Origin of the sequence: Kitasatospora sp. NPDC093102 (genome assembly GCF_040683915.1) — a bacterium.
Lineage (GTDB): Bacteria > Actinomycetota > Actinomycetes > Streptomycetales > Streptomycetaceae > Kitasatospora.
The window spans coordinates 72,517-90,584 of sequence record NZ_JBFBFA010000004.1; the positions used below are offsets into that span (position 1 = coordinate 72,517).

General features: G+C 73.4%; 14 protein-coding genes. 8 read left to right on the forward strand and 6 right to left on the reverse strand.

The annotated features are described in order from the left end of the window. Window positions 1–22 precede the first annotated feature (22 nt). Both AB0O11_RS08030 and AB0O11_RS08035 read right to left on the reverse strand, forming a co-directional pair. Window positions 23–880, reverse strand: coding sequence for a sterol desaturase family protein (locus tag AB0O11_RS08030; protein ID WP_363383133.1), 858 nt, complete (start codon window positions 878–880; stop codon window positions 23–25). Window positions 881–1,188: 308 nt separating this feature from the next. Next, window positions 1,189–2,625, reverse strand: coding sequence for a helix-turn-helix transcriptional regulator (locus AB0O11_RS08035; protein WP_363383134.1), 1,437 nt, complete (start codon window positions 2,623–2,625; stop codon window positions 1,189–1,191). Between the two features lie 421 nt (window positions 2,626–3,046). Here AB0O11_RS08035 and AB0O11_RS08040 point away from each other — a divergent pair, with 421 nt between their 5' ends. The 3 genes from AB0O11_RS08040 (at window position 3,047) to AB0O11_RS08050 (ending at window position 9,703) form a co-directional block, all read left to right on the forward strand. Further along, entirely contained in the window at window positions 3,047–6,187 is a 3,141-nt protein-coding gene (locus tag AB0O11_RS08040; RefSeq protein ID WP_363383553.1) for a M28 family peptidase, read from the forward strand. Between the two features lie 245 nt (window positions 6,188–6,432). Continuing rightward, window positions 6,433–7,671: a cytochrome P450 gene (locus tag AB0O11_RS08045; RefSeq protein WP_363383137.1), complete on the forward strand. Its 1,239-nt coding sequence runs from the start codon at window positions 6,433–6,435 to the stop codon at window positions 7,669–7,671. A gap of 190 nt (window positions 7,672–7,861) precedes the next feature. After that, window positions 7,862–9,703: a penicillin-binding transpeptidase domain-containing protein gene (locus AB0O11_RS08050; RefSeq protein WP_363383139.1), complete on the forward strand. Its 1,842-nt coding sequence runs from the start codon at window positions 7,862–7,864 to the stop codon at window positions 9,701–9,703. A gap of 32 nt (window positions 9,704–9,735) precedes the next feature. Here the strand turns inward: AB0O11_RS08050 and AB0O11_RS08055 are convergent, their stop codons facing one another. Together AB0O11_RS08055 and AB0O11_RS08060 are read right to left on the reverse strand one after the other, a co-directional pair. Further along, entirely contained in the window at window positions 9,736–9,993 is a 258-nt protein-coding gene (locus tag AB0O11_RS08055) for a hypothetical protein (protein ID WP_363383141.1), read from the reverse strand. Window positions 9,994–10,099: 106 nt separating this feature from the next. Then, window positions 10,100–10,540 carry a nitroreductase family deazaflavin-dependent oxidoreductase gene (locus AB0O11_RS08060; protein ID WP_363383555.1) on the reverse strand — a complete coding sequence of 147 codons (441 nt, stop codon included), beginning with the start codon at window positions 10,538–10,540 and terminating at the stop codon, window positions 10,100–10,102. Window positions 10,541–10,731: 191 nt separating this feature from the next. Here AB0O11_RS08060 and AB0O11_RS08065 point away from each other — a divergent pair, with 191 nt between their 5' ends. After that, entirely contained in the window at window positions 10,732–11,415 is a 684-nt protein-coding gene (locus AB0O11_RS08065; protein WP_363383142.1) for a TetR/AcrR family transcriptional regulator, read from the forward strand. 96 nt (window positions 11,416–11,511) lie between these two features. On the opposite strand, the gene AB0O11_RS08070 is transcribed toward AB0O11_RS08065, so the two are convergent. Together AB0O11_RS08070 and AB0O11_RS08075 are read right to left on the reverse strand one after the other, a co-directional pair. Next, entirely contained in the window at window positions 11,512–12,759 is a 1,248-nt protein-coding gene (locus AB0O11_RS08070) for a DUF6596 domain-containing protein (RefSeq protein ID WP_363383145.1), read from the reverse strand. After that, window positions 12,756–13,127, reverse strand: coding sequence for a YciI family protein (locus tag AB0O11_RS08075; protein ID WP_363383147.1), 372 nt, complete (start codon window positions 13,125–13,127; stop codon window positions 12,756–12,758). Before AB0O11_RS08075 ends, AB0O11_RS08070 begins: the two co-directional genes overlap by 4 nt. A gap of 404 nt (window positions 13,128–13,531) precedes the next feature. On the opposite strand from AB0O11_RS08075, the gene AB0O11_RS08080 reads away from it, so the two are divergent. From AB0O11_RS08080 to AB0O11_RS08095, 4 genes are all read left to right on the forward strand, one after another. Then, complete coding sequence (locus AB0O11_RS08080) at window positions 13,532–14,440, forward strand: UTP--glucose-1-phosphate uridylyltransferase (RefSeq protein ID WP_224278449.1); 909 nt, start codon at window positions 13,532–13,534, stop codon at window positions 14,438–14,440. A 144-nt stretch (window positions 14,441–14,584) separates the two neighbouring features. Further along, the gene (locus tag AB0O11_RS08085) at window positions 14,585–15,613 is read left to right on the forward strand and encodes a hypothetical protein (RefSeq protein ID WP_363383150.1); all 1,029 of its coding nucleotides are present in this window, start codon (window positions 14,585–14,587) and stop codon (window positions 15,611–15,613) included. A gap of 304 nt (window positions 15,614–15,917) precedes the next feature. Continuing rightward, complete coding sequence (locus AB0O11_RS08090) at window positions 15,918–17,102, forward strand: damage-control phosphatase ARMT1 family protein (RefSeq protein WP_363383153.1); 1,185 nt, start codon at window positions 15,918–15,920, stop codon at window positions 17,100–17,102. Window positions 17,103–17,228: 126 nt separating this feature from the next. Beyond that, complete coding sequence (locus AB0O11_RS08095; RefSeq protein ID WP_363383155.1) at window positions 17,229–18,059, forward strand: glycerophosphodiester phosphodiesterase; 831 nt, start codon at window positions 17,229–17,231, stop codon at window positions 18,057–18,059. Window positions 18,060–18,068 lie beyond the last annotated feature (9 nt).

The following is an 18,068-nucleotide window of genomic DNA, read 5'->3' on the forward strand; positions in this document are numbered from 1 at the left end:
GGGCGGCCTCGCGGGCCGGGGTTCAGACGGACTGCTCGGTGGTCTTCACCCGGCGCCAGGGATGCAGCAGGGTGGCGCCGAGTTCCCCGGTGGCGGGGAACGCGGCCGGGTCGGTGAGGCCGACGGCCTTCGGCGCTCTGCCGGGCCGCCAGGTGAAGCTCCCGAACACGTGGTCCCAGAGCGAGAGATCGGAGGCGTAGTGGCCGGCTTCGGCGAGGTCGGTGCTGTGGTGCAGGCGGTGGAGTTCCGGGCCGGCCAGAACATGGCCGAGCGGGCCGATTCGGACGTCGATGTTGGCGTGGACGAAATACCCCTGAGCCAGGACGAATATTCCGACCACGAACACTGAATCCGGCGAGAATCCGATGAGAGCCAACGACAGTTGGACCACGGACTGTGCGACGAGCACATCCAGGAAATGATTCACACCGTTGTTCGCGACGTTCACCTTGTCCGGGACGTGGTGCACCCCGTGCAGCCGCCAGAGCCACCGGTTGCGGTGGGACCAGCGGTGCACGAGGTAGTCGCCGAGCGAACCGACCAGCAGCGCGAGTGGGATCTCCACCGCGAACGGCAGCGCCGGGTCGGCCGGGCCGAGCAGTTCCACCAGCGTCGACACCAGCCCCTGAGCCAGCCCCCCGCCGGCCATGCTCAGAACGAAGTAGACGCTGTACCAGCCGAGTTCACGCCGGCTCGGATGCCAGTCGGTCCGGTACGGGATCACCCGTTCCAGGACCGCCAGATATCCGATGGTGGCGACCAGGAAGAGCGGGGAGACCCGGTCCGGCGCCCAGTGGAAGTGCAGGGTCGCGACGGCCGTGCACAGCACACCCAGAAGCAGCAGCGGATGGGCCAGCCGGCGGGCAATGGCTGACAGCACGCGCCCCCCGTTCTTCGCGGACTAACGACTGGAAACGTCAGAGACTCTAGCGGCAGACGCCTGCCGTGACAGTCATTCGACGTGTTAACTCCATGAATGACCCGATCGGCGGACTATACGCGCACGAAGTTGACGTCTGAATGGTGTGAAGGGGGCGCATTTTCGAGAAAACACCGGAGTTGACGGTGCGCGACCGTGGCCGTTCAGGACGGCGGGCGCTGTTGTGCGCCCCTTCTGCGCTGCCCCGCGCGGCTATCGATCCGGCCAAACCTGACGGCAGTCGCCGCCCCTCCCGGACCACCGCCGGGTCAGGAGCGGGCCGGCTCCGCCAGCCGCCGTGCGGCACGGGGCGCGTGCGCCGTGAGACGGTCACGCAGACCGCGCAGCTCGTACTCGACCAGCGCGGGCAGGGCGGTGGCACCGGTCGCCTCCAGGGCGGGACCGAGCAGTTCGACGGCCGCCGACGGGTCGTGCGCGCAGACGAGGCAGTCGGCCGCCCGGACGATGAAGAGCAGGCGACTGGACGGCAGCTGGTCCGGACCGAGCTGGCCGAGGGCGGTCTCGGTGGCGCTCAGCGCCCGGCGGGCCAGCCGGGGGTCGTCGGTGGCCGCGGCGAGGTCGCGCAGCGCGGCGGCCGCGGCGGACTCGACCCGCATCCGCATCGAGGCGATGGACAGCCAGGGCACGTCCACCTCGTCCTCCGCGCCGATGTGCTCCAGGTGCGCCCGGGCCAGGCCGATCTGCCGGACGGCCGCCCGCACGTCGCCGGTGAGTGCGTACGCCCGGGCCCGGCTGATCCGGCCCATCGCGCCGGCCCAGTGCCGGTCCGGGGCGACCCGTTCGATCTCGCGGGCGTAACCGAGGGCGGCGACCGGGTCGCCGTCCAGCCGGGCCAGGATGCTCATGTCACTGAGCGTGCCGACCTGGGTGGCCTGGTCCGCTGCCAGCCCGGCCCAGCTGAGGGCGCGGTCGTAGCAGGCCATCGCGGTGGCGTTGCGGCCGTCCTGCATCCGGAGCGCGCCGGCCGCGTGCGCGTGCTCGGCGGCCAGCCGGGCGAGCGGACCGCACTGCGCGGCAGGGACGGCGGCGAGCCGGGCGAGCACGGCGCGCAGGGTGCGCTCGACGGCGCCGGCCAGGCCCGGCCGGTCTCCGGTCTCGCCGGCGCGCAGGTGGGCGGCGAGCAGGCCGGTCAGGGCGTGCGCGGTGACGGCGTCCAGCGGGGGCGCGGCAACCGGGTCGGCGAGCGCCTCGGGGGCGCAGAACTCGGCGTGCAGGGCGGCGAGTTCCCCGGGTTCGGGGACCGCACAGCCCTCGGCGCCGTGCAGCGGGCAGAGCAGGCCGTAGTCGGGCAGCCGCAGCGGAGCGGGGGCCGGGACCGAGGCGGGCGGCGCACCGGACGGCGCCCCGCCGGGCAGCGGGGGCCGGAACAGGGCGGGCGAGACGGCGTCCAGCCCGCACAGTTCGGCGCTCTCGGCGCGCTGGCAGGCGGCGCTCAGCTCGCCGCCCGCACCGAGGAGGTCGTCGATCCGGTCGGCGACCCGGGGGGTGACCCTGCGGGCGCCGTGTTCGATCTTGCTGACCGCGGTGTGGTCGTAGCCGATCCCTGCGCCGAGCTGCGCCTGGGTGAGGCCGGCCCGGCGCCGCCAGTGCCGCAGTCGGGCGCCGAACTCCCGCCAGGCGTCCCGTCCCCGGCCGATCGGCGATGCCGGCACCGCCGCCGCAGGGGCCACACGGTTCCGCTGCACGGCTGCCTCCCGGGCGCGTCGTCCCCGACCGGTCGCAGGGCCTGTCGACGATTCCAGTGATTCCGACGACTCCGATGACGAGGACGGTACTCGATCGCCACCCACGCCGTACATGATGTGGTCTCAACCACTTGAGAGAACCGCCAGCTTGGCGCGGAGTCGGGCCGGCCCGCTTGACGGAATTTGCCAATCCCTTGCATCCGGCGCACCGGCCATTGACCCGGGCATGACGTCATGTGAGGGTTCGGGCACCCGAGCGCGGACGGCCCGCACGGCCCTCCCCCCATACGGCCCTGCGGTGCGCCACCAGCCCCTGCCGTCCGCGGTCGAGGACCCCCACATGCGAGGAGCCTCGATGCAACGCAGAGTTTCCGCAGGCCGGTTGCTGACCACGGCGACCACCCTGACCGTACTGGCCGGCATGATCGCCGCCACCGCCGGGCCGGCCACCGCCGCACCCGCCCCCTCCCCGACCCCGCCCAGCGCCCTGGCCGCGGCGGTGAACGCGGCCGACGCCGCCACCGCGGCCGGCCTGGACGCCCTGGCCAAGGGCCCCGACGAGACCTACGAACGCAAGAGCGTCACCCCGTGGATCGGCGGACTCTACTCCGTCGCCTACGAACGCAGCTACCACGGCCTGCCGGTGGTCGGCGGCGACGCGGTCGTCCTCGCCGACGCCCAGGGCCGCGTCCGCGCCCTGCAGTCCGCGGCCACCGGTCCCGTCGGCGGCTCCATCACACCGCAGGTCGGCGCGGAGCAGGCCGAGAGGACCGCGCGCACCAAGCTGGCGGCGGTGGACTCGGTGGACTCCCGCCGCCTGGTCGTCCGGGTCAAGGACGGCGCCGGCCGCCTGGCCTGGGAGACCGTCCTCACCGGGCACCAGGGCACCGCCCCCAGCCGACTGCACGTCTTCGTCGACGCCGCCGACGGAGAGGTCATCGACAGCTACGACGACGTGCGCGCGGGCACCGTCAACAGCGAGTGGAACGGCCCCGCCCCGGTCACCATCAGCACCACCGGCTCCGGCGGCTCCTACTCGCTGCGCGACCCCAACCGGCCGGGCCTGTCCTGTTCCGACTACAGCACCGGCCAGGTCTTCTCCAAGACCAGCGACTCCTGGGGCACCGGCAGCGCCTCCAGCAAGGAGACCGGCTGCGGGGACGCGATGTTCGCCGCCCAGAAGGAATGGGACATGCTGCGCGACTGGCTGGGTCGCAACGGGCACAACGGCAACGGCGGCAGCTGGCCGGTCAAGGTCGGGCTCAGTGATGTCAACGCCTACTGGGACGGCAGCACGATATCCATCGGCCACAGCCAGGCCAACAAGTGGATCGCCTCGATCGACGTCGTCGGCCACGAGTTCGGCCACGGCATCGACCAGTACACCCCCGGCGGTGCGAACAACGAGTCCGGCCTGGGCGAGGCCACCGGCGACATCATGGGCGCACTCACCGAGGCCTACGCCAACGAGCCCGCACCCTACGACTCCCCGGACTACACCGTCGGAGAGATGATCAACCTGGTCGGCAGCGGGCCGATCCGCAACATGTACAACCCCTCACTGGTCAGCAACAACCCCAACTGCTACTCGGCGTCGATCCCGCAGACCGAGGAGCACGCGGCGGCCGGGCCGCTGAACCACTGGTTCTACCTCCTCGCCGAGGGCTCCAACCCGGGCGGCGGCAAGCCCACCAGCCCGACCTGCAACAACTCCTCGGTCACCGGCATCGGCATCAAGGACGCCGGCCGGGTCTTCTACGGCGGCATGCTCCTCAAGACCAGCGGCATGACCTACAAGCGCTACCGCACCGCCACCCTGACCGCCGCGAAGAACCTCGACCCGGCCTGCACCTTCTTCAACCGGGCCAAGGCCGCCTGGGACGCCGTCAGCGTCCCGGCCCAGACCGGCGACCCGACCTGCACGCCGTCCGGCAACAGCGACTTCTCGCTCTCCCTCGGCCCGGCCTCCGGCTCCGTCCAGCCCGGTGCCTCGGCCTCGTCGACGGTGAGCACCGCCGTCACCTCCGGCACCGCCCAGACCGTCGGCCTCACCGCCTCCGGCCTGCCCTCGGGCGTCACCGCGAGCTTCAACCCCTCGTCGGTGCAGGCCGGTTCCTCCTCCGCCCTGACCCTCACCGCCTCCGCGGCAGCCGTGGCCGGGACGTACCAGATCACCGTCACCGGCACCGCCGGCTCCACCAGTCACACCGCCCAGTACAGCCTGACCGTCGGCGGCGGGGGCAACCCCGGCGGGCCCGCACCCGACATCGACGTCACCAAGGTCCAGGCCCACCTGTCCCAGCTGAACAGCATCGCCAACCAGAACGGCGGCCACCGCCGGGCGGGCAGCGCCGGACACAGCCAGTCGCTGGCGTACATCAAGGGCAAGCTCCAGGCGGCCGGTTACAGCGTCACCGAGCAGACCTGCACCTCCTGCACCTACCAGTCCAACAACCTGATCGCCGACTGGCCCGGCGGCCCGTCCGACCAGGTCACCATGTTCGGCGCCCACCTGGACAGCGTCTCCGCCGGGCCCGGCATCAACGACAACGGCTCCGGCTCGGCCACCCTGCTGGAGAACGCGCTCGTGCTCGCCCAGCAGAACCCCGGCCTGACCCGGCACGTCCGGTTCGCCTGGTGGACCGGTGAGGAGCAAGGCCTCCAGGGCTCGCAGTCCTACGTCGGCCAGCTGAGCTCCGCCCAGCGCTCCGCGATCAAGGCGTACTACAACTTCGACATGGTCGGCTCGACCAACGCCGGCTACTTCATCAACAACATCAACTCCTCGGCCTCCGCGCCGATGAAGGCCTACTGGGACTCGCTGAACCTCAAGCCGGAGGAGAACGTCGAGGGCCAGGGCCGCTCGGACGACTACTCCTTCCAGCAGGCGGGCATCCCGACCTCGGGCTACGCGGCCGGCGCCAGCGACACCAAGACGTCGGCGCAGGCGGCCAAGTGGGGCGGCACGGCGGGCCGCTCCTACGACTCCTGCTACCACTCGTCCTGCGACACCACCGACAACGTCGACACGACGGTCCTGAACCGCAGCGCCGACGGCGTGGCGTACACCATCTGGAAGACCTCGGTCGGCGGCACCACGCCCGCCGACGACTTCTCCCTCTCGGTGAACCCGACCACCGCCACCGTCTCGCCCGGTGGCACCACCACCGCGACGGTCGCCACCGCCACCACCTCCGGCTCGGCCCAGACGGTCAACCTGACCGCCTCGGGCGCTCCGGCGGGCGTGACGGTCTCCTTCAGCCCCTCCTCGGTGCAGTCCGGCGGCTCGGCGACGGTCACCCTCGCCACCTCCGCCTCGACCGCGACCGGCACCTACAACATCACCCTGACCGGGACCGGCTCGGCCGCGCACAGCACCAGCTTCTCGCTGGTCGTGGGCAACGGCTCGCCGAACCCCGGTGGCACCTGGACGCCCGGCACCACCTACCAGGCGGGCGACGTCGTGACCTACAACGGAGTCAGCTACCGCTGCCTCCAGGGCCACACCGCCCAGGTCGGCTGGGAACCGCCGGTCGTCCCGGCGCTCTGGCAGACCGTGTGACCGGGGGGCGCTGACACCCGGTGAAGCCGCTGCGCCGCGGTCCGTCGAGGGGGACGGACCGCGGCGCAGCCGTGCACCCGGACCGCGCGGGCCTCAGCCGGGGTGGAAGGCGACCCGGACGTCGCGCCGCCGCGCCGCCCCCGGCCGGGCCCGCCACCCGTTCGGGGCAGCCCTGGCGGGAGCCTCCCTGGCATAGAGTCGGACCGGAACGGACGAACAGTCAGCAGACCGGAAGGACCCGCCCCGTGAGCACGGACACCCGCCCGGTACCGGAGCTGGCCGCCGGGGTCGTCGAGCAGTGGCGGGCCGAGGAGGCCGAGCTCGTCGACCTGCTGGCCCAGACGCAGCGCGGCGTCGGCGGCGTCGGCGCCTTCCGCCTCGGCCCGACGCCGACCGTCCTGGTCACCGACCCGGCCGCCGTGCAGCACGTCCTGGGCCGCCACCCGGACCGGTACGTCAAGCGCTCGCACCGCGCCCGGATGCTGGTCGGGGACGGCGTGCTGTCCGCCACCGGCGACGCCTGGAAGCGTCAACGGCGGCTGCTGCAGTCGCAGTTCACCGGCACCGGGATGCGCCGCTACGAGCAGCGGATCGCCGCGGCCGCGCGCCGCACCGCCGAGCGCTGGGAGGGGTACCGGCGCAGCGGGGAGACCTTCGACGTCGGCGAGGAGATGCGCGGCTTCGCCCTGGACACCGTCTGGCGGGCGCTCACCGGGCTGCCGCTGGACGACCGGACGGATCACGAACTCCGTTCGGTGGAGCGGGTGGTGGCCGCGATGCCGACACTGCCGACCAACGCGGCGGACGCCCGGGACGCGGTCGCCGGGGACCTGGCCCGGATCGACGCGGTGGCGCACGCGGCGATCGACGCGGCGCGCTCGGCCGGCCCGACCGAGGAGCCCGGCGTGCTCCGGGTGCTGATCGAGGCGGGCGAGCGGTACCCCGAGTACACCGACCGGCTGATCCGCGACGAGCTGGTCACCCTGCTCGTCGCCGGCCACGAGACCACGGCCACCACGCTCACCTGGCTCTTCCTGCTGCTCGACCGCCACCCCGAGGCCCGGACGGCCGATCCGCAGGCGCTGGTGAGCGAGACGCTGCGGCTCTACCCCTCCGCCTGGCTGCTCCCCCGGCACGCCGTCGAGGACGACGTCATCGCGGGGCACCGCATCGTCGCCGGGACGGACGTGCTGGTCTGTCCGTACCTCACCCACCGCGACCCGGCGCTGTGGCCCGACCCGGAACACTTCGACCCCGCCCGCTTCGCCCCCGGCGCGGACCGCCCCGGGCAGCTCGGCGCCTACGTCCCGTTCGGCCTCGGCGCCCGTGCCTGCCTGGGCGCCCAGTTCGCGCTGCGCGAGACCACGGCGCTGCTGGACCTCCTCCTGCCGATGGGGCCGCCGGCGTTCCGGTCGCGTCCGTCGGGGGCGGCGTACAGCATCACCGTGCGGCCGGACGGACCGACGCCGGCAGTACTGGGCTGAGGCCTGTCACGGCGCGGCACCCGGCGTGGTGCCGTCCGGTTGCGGGCCGTCCCACTGTCGACCGATCACTCGCCTCGGCATAGGCTGATCCGCGCCCGAACGGACTTTCGTCCGATCGTCGGGCCGGCGGGCCGGCATGCCGGAGGGGGCGGGCCCGCAGCACACGCTGGATCGCAGGGGGGACGGAGCCATGTCCGGAGAACGGAAGAACGACAGGTACGACGAGGACGACCAGCACGACGCGGACCGCAGACACGACGGGCAGGGCGGGTTCCTCCCGCAGGACGGGCTCCCCGGGCACGACGGCTACGGTGCCCACCAGGAGTACGACGAACTCGCCGACGACGACAGCGCGTACGACGCCTACGACGAGGACGACGAGGCCCCGCGCGGCTCGACCACGCGCCGGGTCGCGATGCTGGCGGTCGGCGGGGTGTTCACCGCCCTGCTGGCGGTCGGCGGCTACGGCGCCTACAACGTGCTGAACGCCGTGACGGACAACGGCCCCTCCGGCGGCCACCAGGGCTCCGGCACCGTGGCGAAGGCCCCGCAGGACCCGCCGACCGCCGAGCAGGCCGATTCGGCGGCCAAGGAGTTCCTGGCGGCCTGGAGCCGCGGCGACATCACGGCCGCGGCCGGTCTGACGGACCGCCCGGAGTCCGCCCGCGCCGCGCTGACCACGTTCCACGAGCAGGTGGGCGCCCGCTCGCTCGCCCTGACCGGGACGGGCCGCGCGCAGTCCGACGGCCCGAGCGAGCCGGCCCTCGGCTTCCGGGTGAAGGCGGAGTTCGAGGGCACCCCGGACGCCTGGGAGTACGACAGCGTACTGAGTTTCGTCCGCTCCCAGGACGGGCGGGCCGTGGTGCGCTGGAAGCCGTCCGTGATCCATCCCCAGCTCACCCCGGGCAGGACCATCGGGGTGAAGGCGATGCCCAACCCGGTGTCCAAGCCCACCGACCGCAAGGGCCGGCCGCTCGACGCCTTCCCGTCGCTGCGCGCCGTCCTGCCCCAGATCGCCCCGCCGGACGGTGCCGACGCCGTCACCGGCCGGGCCGTGGTGCTCTCGGGCGGCAGCGGTGGCGAGCCCGAGCAGCTGTTCGTGCTGACCCCGCCGAGCGCCCCGCAGGTCAAGCTCACCCTGGACGCCGACCTCCAGCAGGTCGCCGAGGACGCGGTCAAGCAGCAGTCGGCGAACGGCAATCCGGCCTCACTGGTGGCCATCCAGCCGAGCACCGGCAACATCCTGGCGATCGCGAACGCCCCGCAGGGCGGGTTCAACCGCGCGGTCGCGGGCGGCCAGCCGCCCGGCTCGACGATGAAGGTGATCACCTCGGCCGCCCTGCTGGAGGCCGGGGTGAGCCCGGACACCGTGGTGCCCTGCAAGGACACCACCTACTCCCCGCGCGCCTGGCACAACGACGAGCGCGGCGACTTCCCGTCCTACACGCTCACCGACGACTTCACCCACTCCTGCAACACCGGCTTCATCGACAAGGGCCTGGAGAAGCTCCAGCCCGGCACCCTCGGCCGGGTGGCCCGGGAGCAGTTCGGCCTCGGCCTGGAGTGGCACATCGGCATCCCCAGCCGGGACGGCACCATCCCGGCGCCCGGGAACAAGGACGAGGCCGCGGCCCAGTACATCGGCCAGGGCCAGATCCAGGTCAACTCGCTGCTGATGGCCTCGGTCGCCGCCACCGTGCAGAACGGGACGTTCCGTCAGCCCGTGCTGCGCGAGGACGCCAAGCGCGTGACGGCGCCCGGCAAGCTCCCCGCCGACGTCGCCCGGGACCTGCGCGCCATGATGGCCAAGACCGCCACCCAGGGCACCGCCCGTACCCCGATGGCCGGCCTGTCCGGCCAGATCGGCGCCAAGACCGGCACCGTCGAGGCAGGCAGCCAGGCCAACAACAGCTGGTTCATCGCCTACCGCGGCGACCTCGCCGTCGCCGCCGAGGTCGAGGGCGGCGGGCACGGCTTCAGCGCGGCGGGCGTGGCCGCGGCCCAGGTGCTGAAGGCGGGCGGCAAGGGCTGAGCCGGCGGCCGGCGGCGCGGCGGGTGCGGGCTTCAGGAGCCGCCTTCGCCGTGGATCAGGCGGAGGTGCGGCCGACCGGGGAAGGGCGGGGTGTGCTCCGCCTCCCGGTCCGCGATCAGGTCGGCCAGCTGCCGGGCGCCCATGGCGCGGAACCCGGCCTTGCGCTCCTCGTCGGCCTCCTCCTCGCCCGGGTAGAGGACGACGTGGACGGCGTCGCCCTCGCCCTCCCAGGTGTAGCTGCGGTACGGGGGGATCTCGGGCCCGTCCGTCGCCTCGGGCTCGTCGGCCATGGGGAACCTCCGGTGGTCGTCCGCGGGTGGTCTGCCGCCATGGGCAACGAGTCGGGGGCAAGAAGGGCCCGGTGCTGCGGCTCAATTCCCCGTCCGGCACGGGTGTTCAGCTGCCCGTGACGCGGAAGACGGGGTAGCCGGGGGCGACCCGGAGCAGGTCCTCGGCCGGGGCGTCCGGGCCGATCCCCTCGAAGAAGTAGCCGACCTCCCACTTCCAGCGGCGCAGGTAGGCGCGGAGCACCTCGGGCTTGTCGGCGTCCGGGAGTTCGGTGGCGCTGAAGGCCTCGGTGCGGCGGCCGACGCGGAGTTCGCCGGTGCCGGCCGCCCGGAGGTTGCGGACCCACTGGGTGTGGCCGCGCGGTGCGACCAGGTAGCGCTCGCCCTCGTGGGTCAGCAGGTTGACGGGCGTGGTGCGCCACTCGCCGCTCTTGCGGCCGCGGACGGCCAGCACCCGGGAGCCCCAGAGACTGACGCCGGCCTTGGTGAGGGAGGCGACCAGGCCGTTGAGCAGCTTTCCGGTGGCGATGCCGAGTCGGGTGGTCGGCATCTGCAGGCGGGCGGTGGGGCTGGGCAGGTGCTCGGCGCGGGGCATCGGGGCTCCTCGATTCCGTGATTACTGCTTCTTTTCGAGAGCACTGTTCTCTCTTCGACGCCTCCAGCATGACACCGGCAAGCCAAAGAAACAAGAGCAGTGCTCTCGCTTGTGTGCGGCGCTCCGACGTATGGCAGGCTGTCCCCATGCCAGCGATCCGGACCGCCCGCGAACGGGCCCGCGAGGAACTCACCCGCGAGATCAAGCAGGAGGCCCGCCGCCAACTCGCCTCCGCGGGCGCCCAGCAGCTGTCGCTGCGCGCCGTCGCCCGCGAGCTGGGCATGGCCTCCTCCGCGCTGTACCGCTACTTCGCCAGCCGCGACGAACTGCTGACCGCGCTGATCATCGACGCCTACAACGAACTCGGCGACGCCGCGGACCGCGCCCTCGCCGCCACCGGAGCGCGTACGTCACGGGACCGCTGGCGGGCCCTGTGGAGCGCCACCCGCGACTGGGCCCGGGCCAACCCGCACGAGTTCTCGCTGGTCTTCGGCACCCCCGTACCGGGCTACGCGGCACCCCGGACCACCGTCGAGCCCGCCGCCCGGCTGCCGCTCGCCCTCCTCGGCGTGATCCGCGACGCCGAGCTCCGGCCCACCCCGCCCGGCCCACCCCCGCAGGGCGCCCTGCCCGAGCAACTCACCCGGCTCACCGCGGACTTCGCCCTCGGCCTGCCTCCGCACGTCCTCGCCCGGAGCATCGGGGCCTGGGTGCAGTTGATCGGCCTGATCGGATTCGAACTGCACGGCCACCTGGTCGGGTCGATCGACCCGGCGGACGACTTCTTCGTCTGGACCATCGAGCAGACGGCCGACGCGGTCGGGCTCTGAGCGCGACCGGAGACCGAGGAGCGGGACCGGGCTCCGAGAACGGACCGGGCTTCGAGAACGGGCCGGGCTTCGAGACGTCGGAAGCGGGGAGCACCCTCACCGGGCCGGACGCACCCGGCCCGCCCGTTCCTCCAGGTACCGGCGCTCAGCGAGGCTCGCGGTGGCCCGGGCGGCGCGCCGGTAGTGCTCGTACGCCCCGGCCGTGTCGCCGGCCCGCTCCAGCAGGTGCGCCCGCACGGACAGCAGTCGGTAGTGGCCGGCCATCCGGGTGTCGGCGTCCAGGGTGGCGAGGAGGGCCAGGCCGGCCTCCGGGCCCTCGGTCTCGGCGAGGGCGACGGCCCGGTTGAGGGTGACCATCGGGTTGGGCGCGATCCGCTCCAGGATCAGGTACAGCGCGTACACCTGCCGCCAGTCGGTGTCCTCGACGGTGGTCGCGTCGGCGTGAGTGGCGGCGATCGCGGCCTGGAGCCGGTACGGGCCGAGCTCCGGACCGGCCAGCGCCTCCTTGACCAGCGCCGCTCCCTCCTCGATCAGCGCGCGGTCCCACACCGTGCGGTCCTGCTCGGCCAACGGGACCAGGTCACCGGAGGCCGTCGTCCGGGCCGCGCGGCGGGCATGGGTCAACAGCATCAACGCGAGCAGCCCGGCCACCTCGCCGTCCTCCGGCAGCTGCGCCCGCACCATCCGGGTGAGCCGGATCGCCTCGCGGGCGAGGTCGAGGCGGTGCAGCTCGCCTCCCGAGGAGGCGGTGTAGCCCTCGTTGAAGATCAGGTAGAGCACGTGCAGGACGACCCGCAGCCGTTCCTCGCGCTCGTCCGCCGGCACCCCGCCCTCCGGCAGGGACCCTCCGGGCAGCTCGAACGAACCGCCGGCGGCCCTGATCCGCTGCTTGGCCCGGCTGATCCGGGCCGCCATCGTCGCCTCCGGCACCAGGAACGCGCGGGCGATCTCGGCCGTGGTCAGCCCGCCGACCGCGCGCAACGTCAGGGCCGTCTGCGAGGCGGCGGTCAGCGCCGGGTGGCAGCACAGGAACAGCAGGAGCAGCGTGTCGTCGGTGTCCGGCACCTCCTGCGGCACCACTTCGGCGGCCGCCGTCGTGCGCTCCCGCTCGCGCCGCGCGCGGTCGCCGCGCACCTGGTCGATCAGTCGCCGCGAGGCGACCGTCACCAGCCAGCCGCGCGGGCTGTCCGGCACCCCCTCGGAGGGCCACTGCACGGCGGCGGCGAGGACGGCCTCCTGCACCGCGTCCTCGCACCCCTCGAAGCGGCCGTACCGTCGTACCAACGTGCCGAGGACCTGCGGCGTGAGTCCACGCAGCAGGTCCTCGAAGTCCGGTGCTGTCATGCCTCCAAGTGTCCGTCGGAGAACATCACCTGCCGCACTTCGACGCCCAGGCCCTCGATCGCGGTGTCCGGGATGCGGGCGGCCAGTTCGATCGCGCGCTGCTTGTCCTCGCAGTCGATCAGGTAGAAGCCGCCCAGGAACTCCTTGGCCTCCAGGAACGGTCCGTCGGTCACCACCGGCTGGCCGTTGCGTACGGTCACCACGGCGGCCTGCGACGGGTCGACCAGCGCCTGGGTGAGGATCAGCTCGCCGGACTCCTTCAGATCCTCGATGAACCGGCCGTGTCCGGCGCCGATCGCCGCCTTCTCCTCGTCGGTCAGCGCGTCCAGCACGGCCGGGTTGATGTGCAGGCTGATCAGGAACTTCATCTCGTCCTCCTCGGGTGTGCGGGCCCCGGCGGGGCCGCCTTCGACCGGGTGTCGGTGCGGGCGCCGTGGTCTTGACGTCCTCCCGACGGAGAATCTCCCACGGATTTCCCGCGCCGCTCCGACGCGCCCCGACGCCCGGACGAAGGCGCCCGGACGAAGGCGGCCGGACGAAGGCGGCCGGACGAGCGACCGCCGGAACCCGGAGGTCCGACGTCAGGAAACCGCGCGCCGTACCGGAGTTCGACATGGCCCGCCCGTCGCCGACAGGTGCAGCCGGACGGCCGCCGGGAGGCCGGTTTCCGTACGCCAACCGTCCACTCAACGGGACGCCGGCCCCTGATAGCGTCGGCCGTGACGCCGCGTCACCACGGCGCTGCACCACCGACGAAACGAGAGAGGGTCACATGGCCCCCAGGACGATCCGCCGAGCCGTCATCCCCGCCGCCGGACTCGGCTCCCGCCTTCTGCCGCTGACCAAGGCCACGCCGAAGGAGATGCTGCCGGTCGGCGACAAGCCGGTGATCGAACACACCGTGCGTGAGCTGATCGAGAGCGGCATCACCGACATCACCATCGTCGTGAACGGCGACAAGGGCCTGATCCAGGAGCACTTCCGCCCGAACCCCGTCCTGGTCGAGCAGCTGCGCCGGGACGGCAAGGCGGCCTTCGCGGACGCGGTCGAGGAGGTCGGCGAACTGTCCCGCAAGGGCCACATCAGCTACCTCTACCAGCACGGCCCGTACGGCAACGGCACCCCGGTGCTCAACGCCGCCCGCCACTTCGGCGACGAGCCCTGCCTGGTGCTCTGGCCGGACGACGTCTTCGTGGCGGAGGTCCCCCGCGCGCAGCAACTGATCCGGGCGTACGAGCAGACCAACGCGCCGGTGCTCGCGCTGATGCCGATGGCACCCGAGGACTCCTACCGCTACGGCGTGCCGGTGGTGAAGGAGGACCTGGGCGGCGGATCGCTGCGGATCACCGGCCTGGTCGAGAAGCCGAAGCCGGCCGACGCGCCCTCCGCGTACGCGGCGATCGGCGGCTACGTCATCACGCCCGGCATCGTCGACGAGCTGCGCGAACTGACCCTCCGGTGGCACGAGAAGCCCGAGGACGAGGTCTACCTGACCGACGCCATCAACGCCTACGCGGCCCGGCGCGCGGTCTACGGGCAGGTCATCGACGGCACCTGGTACGACACCGGAAACCCCGCCGCCTATCTGCGCGCCCAGTTCGCCGCCGCGCTCGCCAACCCCGAGTACGGCCCCGAGCTGCGCCGGCTCGCCGCGGAGCTCTCCCCGGCCGCCGCGCGGTAGGTCCACGTCCGAGCCACCGACCGGTCCGCCGCCGGCCGTCCACTCGGTGGTGCGGCGCAGCTCGTGCAGGACGGTGGCGCCCCGCTCCCCACGTGGGGAACCCCGGCGCACGGCGCCCGTCAGCCACTCCCTAAGGTCGGTGCCATGCCGAGAACCACACCCCCGCGCCCGCTCGACATCGAGGCGCTCTTCCCCGAGCTGGCCCGGCACCGGGGCACCACCACCCGGCTCCACCCGCGCCCGGGACGGCCGGACGCCTCGGTCAGCTCCGTCGGCGGCCCGCTGCTGTGGCCCTCGGACGAGCCCTGGCCGGTGTGCACCGACCCCCACCCGCATGCCCGCGGCCAGCGCCCTGCGGACATCCACCGCTCCCGGGAGGTCCTGGCGGATGCCTGGAACCGCGAGCAGGACCCCGGTCCGACGGACGGGGAACGGCAGCTGCTCGACGAGCTCCGCCGCCGCCACCGCGTCGAAGGCGCCTCCGCGGACGACCCGTTGCCGCTGATCGGCCTCGCGCAGTTCTACCGGCGGGACATCCCCGACCTGCCGGCCGGGCCGGACGACTGCGACCTGCTCCAGGTGTTCTGGTGCCCCTTCGACGCCCACGGCCCGGGCCGCACGGGCATGCTGCTCGACCTCCGCTGGCGCCGCTCGCGGGAGGTCACCGAGGTCCTGGCGTCGCCCCCGCGGCCGGAGGTCGTCGGCTTCGACGGGTACGTGCCCGAGCCCTGCGTGCTGCACCCCGAGCAGGTGACCACCTACCCGTTCGCCGGCCTCCTCCCGGAGGACCTGTGCGCCCGCATCGGCGCCTGGGAGGAGGCCCGGGAGGAGGAGGCCGAGGAGGACGAAGAGGACGGCGGCCCGCCGCTCTACCAGTACGACCTGTCCATCCCTCCCGGCTGGCGCGTCGGCGGCTTCGCCTCCTGGCACAGCACCGACCCGGCCCCGATGGACTGCCTCAGCTGCGCGACCCCGATGCAACTGCTGCTGACCATCGACAGCTCGGAGTGGGACGGCGGCAGCGGGAGTTGGCGGCCGTTGGAGGACCAGGCGTCGGCGGACCTCCACGGCACCTCCACGCCGACCGAGGTCACCGTCGGCAGCTGGGGCGAACTCAACGTCTTCGCCTGCCCCGCCGACCCTCGCCACCCGCACCGCCGGAGCATCCAGTAGCCGGGAGCACGGCCGTCACGCAGGTCATCGACTCGCCGGAGAGTGCGGCCAGCGATGCCCACTCGCCGGCGAGGACTCCGCAGCGCAGGAGTTCGGCCCGCCGGCTGGACGCCCTCGCGGATATCCTCGGCCTGCGCCGGGACGTCCGTGGCGGAACGGGCGGCCGAGGAGCGGCGCGACCTGGACTCGGCCGTGCCGGTGGCTCCGGCAGACGGCCGGCGGCAGGGTCCCCCGACCACCGAGGACGAGAGAGACGAGCCCCATCGTGTCGAAGCCGAACCCATCGGGCCCGAGGCCGTCGAGCGTGAGCAGCGCCTCGTACGCCCCGTCCGTGATCCGGGCTGACGTCCCCGGGTCCTTCGCCCACGGGGTGTTCCACGAGCGCCACCCGAAACTCCTCCGGCAGGTGCTCGACGCGCTGCCGTACGGGCCGGGCGAGCGGTCGGCCGTCGAGCGGCTGCTGGTGGAGAGCACCGCCGGGGTGCTGGAGCCGCTGGGGGCGGACGCTCCGGACGGGGCGCGGTGGCTGGCCTGGGGCGAGGGCCTGTGGGGCAGGCCGTGGGGCGAGGCGCCGTTCCTGTGGGCGGAGAGCTACTTCTACCGGCGGCTGCTGGAGGCCACCGGGTACTTCCGGCCCGGTGTCTGGCAGGGCGTCGATCCGTTCGCACCGTTCAAGGCCGCCGAGTTGGGCGGGCCGGCGGTGGACGAGGAGCTGGCCGCGCTGGACGGGCTCGACGAGCTGCCGGAGGACCGCCGGGCGCAGGCTCTGGTGTCGTCCGCGCTGTGGGGCAACCGGGCGGACCTCAGCTTCCGGATCACCGCGGGGGCGGAGGGGGCGACGGCCTCCGGCCTGGCCGCCGACGACGGGGCGCTGCTGCGGGCCGCGCTGGAGCGGGCCGGGAGCGCGGGCGGATCGGTCCTCGTCGTCGCGGACAACGCGGGCCGGGAGCTGCTGCCGGACCTGGTGCTGATCGACCATCTGCTGGCCCACGGTCTGGCGGCACGGGTCGTGCTGTACGTGAAGCCGCAGCCGTACTTCGTGTCGGACGCGACGATGGCCGACGTCCTCGCCGCGCTCGGGCGCCTTCGCGCCGCGTCCTCCCCGGCCGCCGGGGCGGTCGGCGGTCGGCTGTGGCGGGCGTTGGACGGGGGTGCGCTCGTGGTCCGGACGCATCCGTTCTTCTGCGCCCCGCTGCCGTTCCACGACCTGCCCGCCGATCTGCGGGCCGAGTTCGCCGGTGCGGCGCTGACGATCGTCAAGGGGGACCTCAACTACCGCCGCCTGGTCGGTGACCGGCTCTGGCCGCCGACCACCCCGTTCGCCGAGGCGGTGGGGCACTTCCCCTCGGCCGTGGCGGCGCTGCGGACGCTGAAGTCGGACGTGATCGTCGGCCTCGACGCCGCCAACGTCGCCCGGCTCGACGGCACCGGGACGCCATGGCGCACCGACGGGCGGCACGCCGTCGTCCAGGTCGACCCGCGCGCATAGGGCCCGCGCCCCCGCAAGGCGTTACTGCTTGACGGGGTGCGTAGTACTGTAACGCGCCGGTACGCCCACGGATCCCGGTCCCGCAGGCCCGTCGGCCCTCCCCCTCGCCGCAGCTCGGAGCACCACATGCACCCCTTCCTCGACCATCCCGGGCCGCTCGCCTTCGCGCACCGGGGCGGTGCCCTCGGGCACCCCGAGAACTCGCTCGCCGCCTTCGAGGCCGCCGTCGCGCTCGGCTACCGCTACCTGGAGACGGACGTCCACGCGACCGCCGACGGCGTGCTGGTGGCCTTCCACGACTCGCACCTCGACCGGGTCACCGACCGCACCGGGGCGGTGGCGGAGCTGCCCTGGGAGGCCGTCAGTCGGGCCCGGATCGGCGGGACGGAGCCCATTCCGCTGCTGGAGGACCTGCTCGGCGCGTTCCCCGGGGCCCGCTTCAACATCGACGTCAAGGCCGCGCCGGCCGTCGGGCCGCTGGTCGAGACGATCCGCCGGACCGACGCCTGGGACCGGGTCTGCGTCGGCGGCTTCTCCGACGCCCGGCTCGCCGCCGTCCGCGCCGCCGCCGGCCCGCGGCTGGCCACTTCGCTCGGCCCGCGCGAGGTGGCCCGGCTGCGGCTGCGCTCGCTGGCCGAGTCGTTCCTGCCCACGTCCGCTCCGGGGCCGCTGCCCCGGCGCTCGGGAACGCCGTTCGCCGGGCTGTGCGCCCAGGTGCCGGAGCGGCACCTGGGCATCCGGGTCGTCGACCGGGCCTTCGTCCGCACCGCCCACCGGCTCGGTCTCCAGGTGCACGTCTGGACTGTGGACGATCCCACACGGATCAGGGCTCTCCTCGACCTGGGTGTGGATGGCATCATGGCCGATCGCATCGACGTCCTGCGGGACGTCCTCGGCGAGCGCGGCTGCTGGACGGACGGCAGCAACGGCTCCAGCACGGTGATGGGAACCCCATGAGCACCACGA

Bases quoted from the DNA above. Each gene is read 5' to 3' on its own strand.
- AB0O11_RS08040 (WP_363383553.1), top strand. From the start codon at position 3,047: ATGATCGCCGCCACCGCCGGGCCGGCCACCGCCGCACCCGCCCCCTCC.
- AB0O11_RS08050 (WP_363383139.1), top strand. From the start codon at position 7,862: ATGTCCGGAGAACGGAAGAACGACAGGTACGACGAGGACGACCAGCAC.
- AB0O11_RS08055 (WP_363383141.1), bottom strand. From the start codon at position 9,993: ATGGCCGACGAGCCCGAGGCGACGGACGGGCCCGAGATCCCCCCGTAC.
- AB0O11_RS08060 (WP_363383555.1), bottom strand. From the start codon at position 10,540: ATGCCGACCACCCGACTCGGCATCGCCACCGGAAAGCTGCTCAACGGC.
- AB0O11_RS08065 (WP_363383142.1), top strand. From the start codon at position 10,732: ATGCCAGCGATCCGGACCGCCCGCGAACGGGCCCGCGAGGAACTCACC.
- AB0O11_RS08070 (WP_363383145.1), bottom strand. From the start codon at position 12,759: ATGACAGCACCGGACTTCGAGGACCTGCTGCGTGGACTCACGCCGCAG.
- AB0O11_RS08075 (WP_363383147.1), bottom strand. From the start codon at position 13,127: ATGAAGTTCCTGATCAGCCTGCACATCAACCCGGCCGTGCTGGACGCG.
- AB0O11_RS08080 (WP_224278449.1), top strand. From the start codon at position 13,532: ATGGCCCCCAGGACGATCCGCCGAGCCGTCATCCCCGCCGCCGGACTC.
- AB0O11_RS08085 (WP_363383150.1), top strand. From the start codon at position 14,585: ATGCCGAGAACCACACCCCCGCGCCCGCTCGACATCGAGGCGCTCTTC.
- AB0O11_RS08095 (WP_363383155.1), top strand. From the start codon at position 17,229: ATGCACCCCTTCCTCGACCATCCCGGGCCGCTCGCCTTCGCGCACCGG.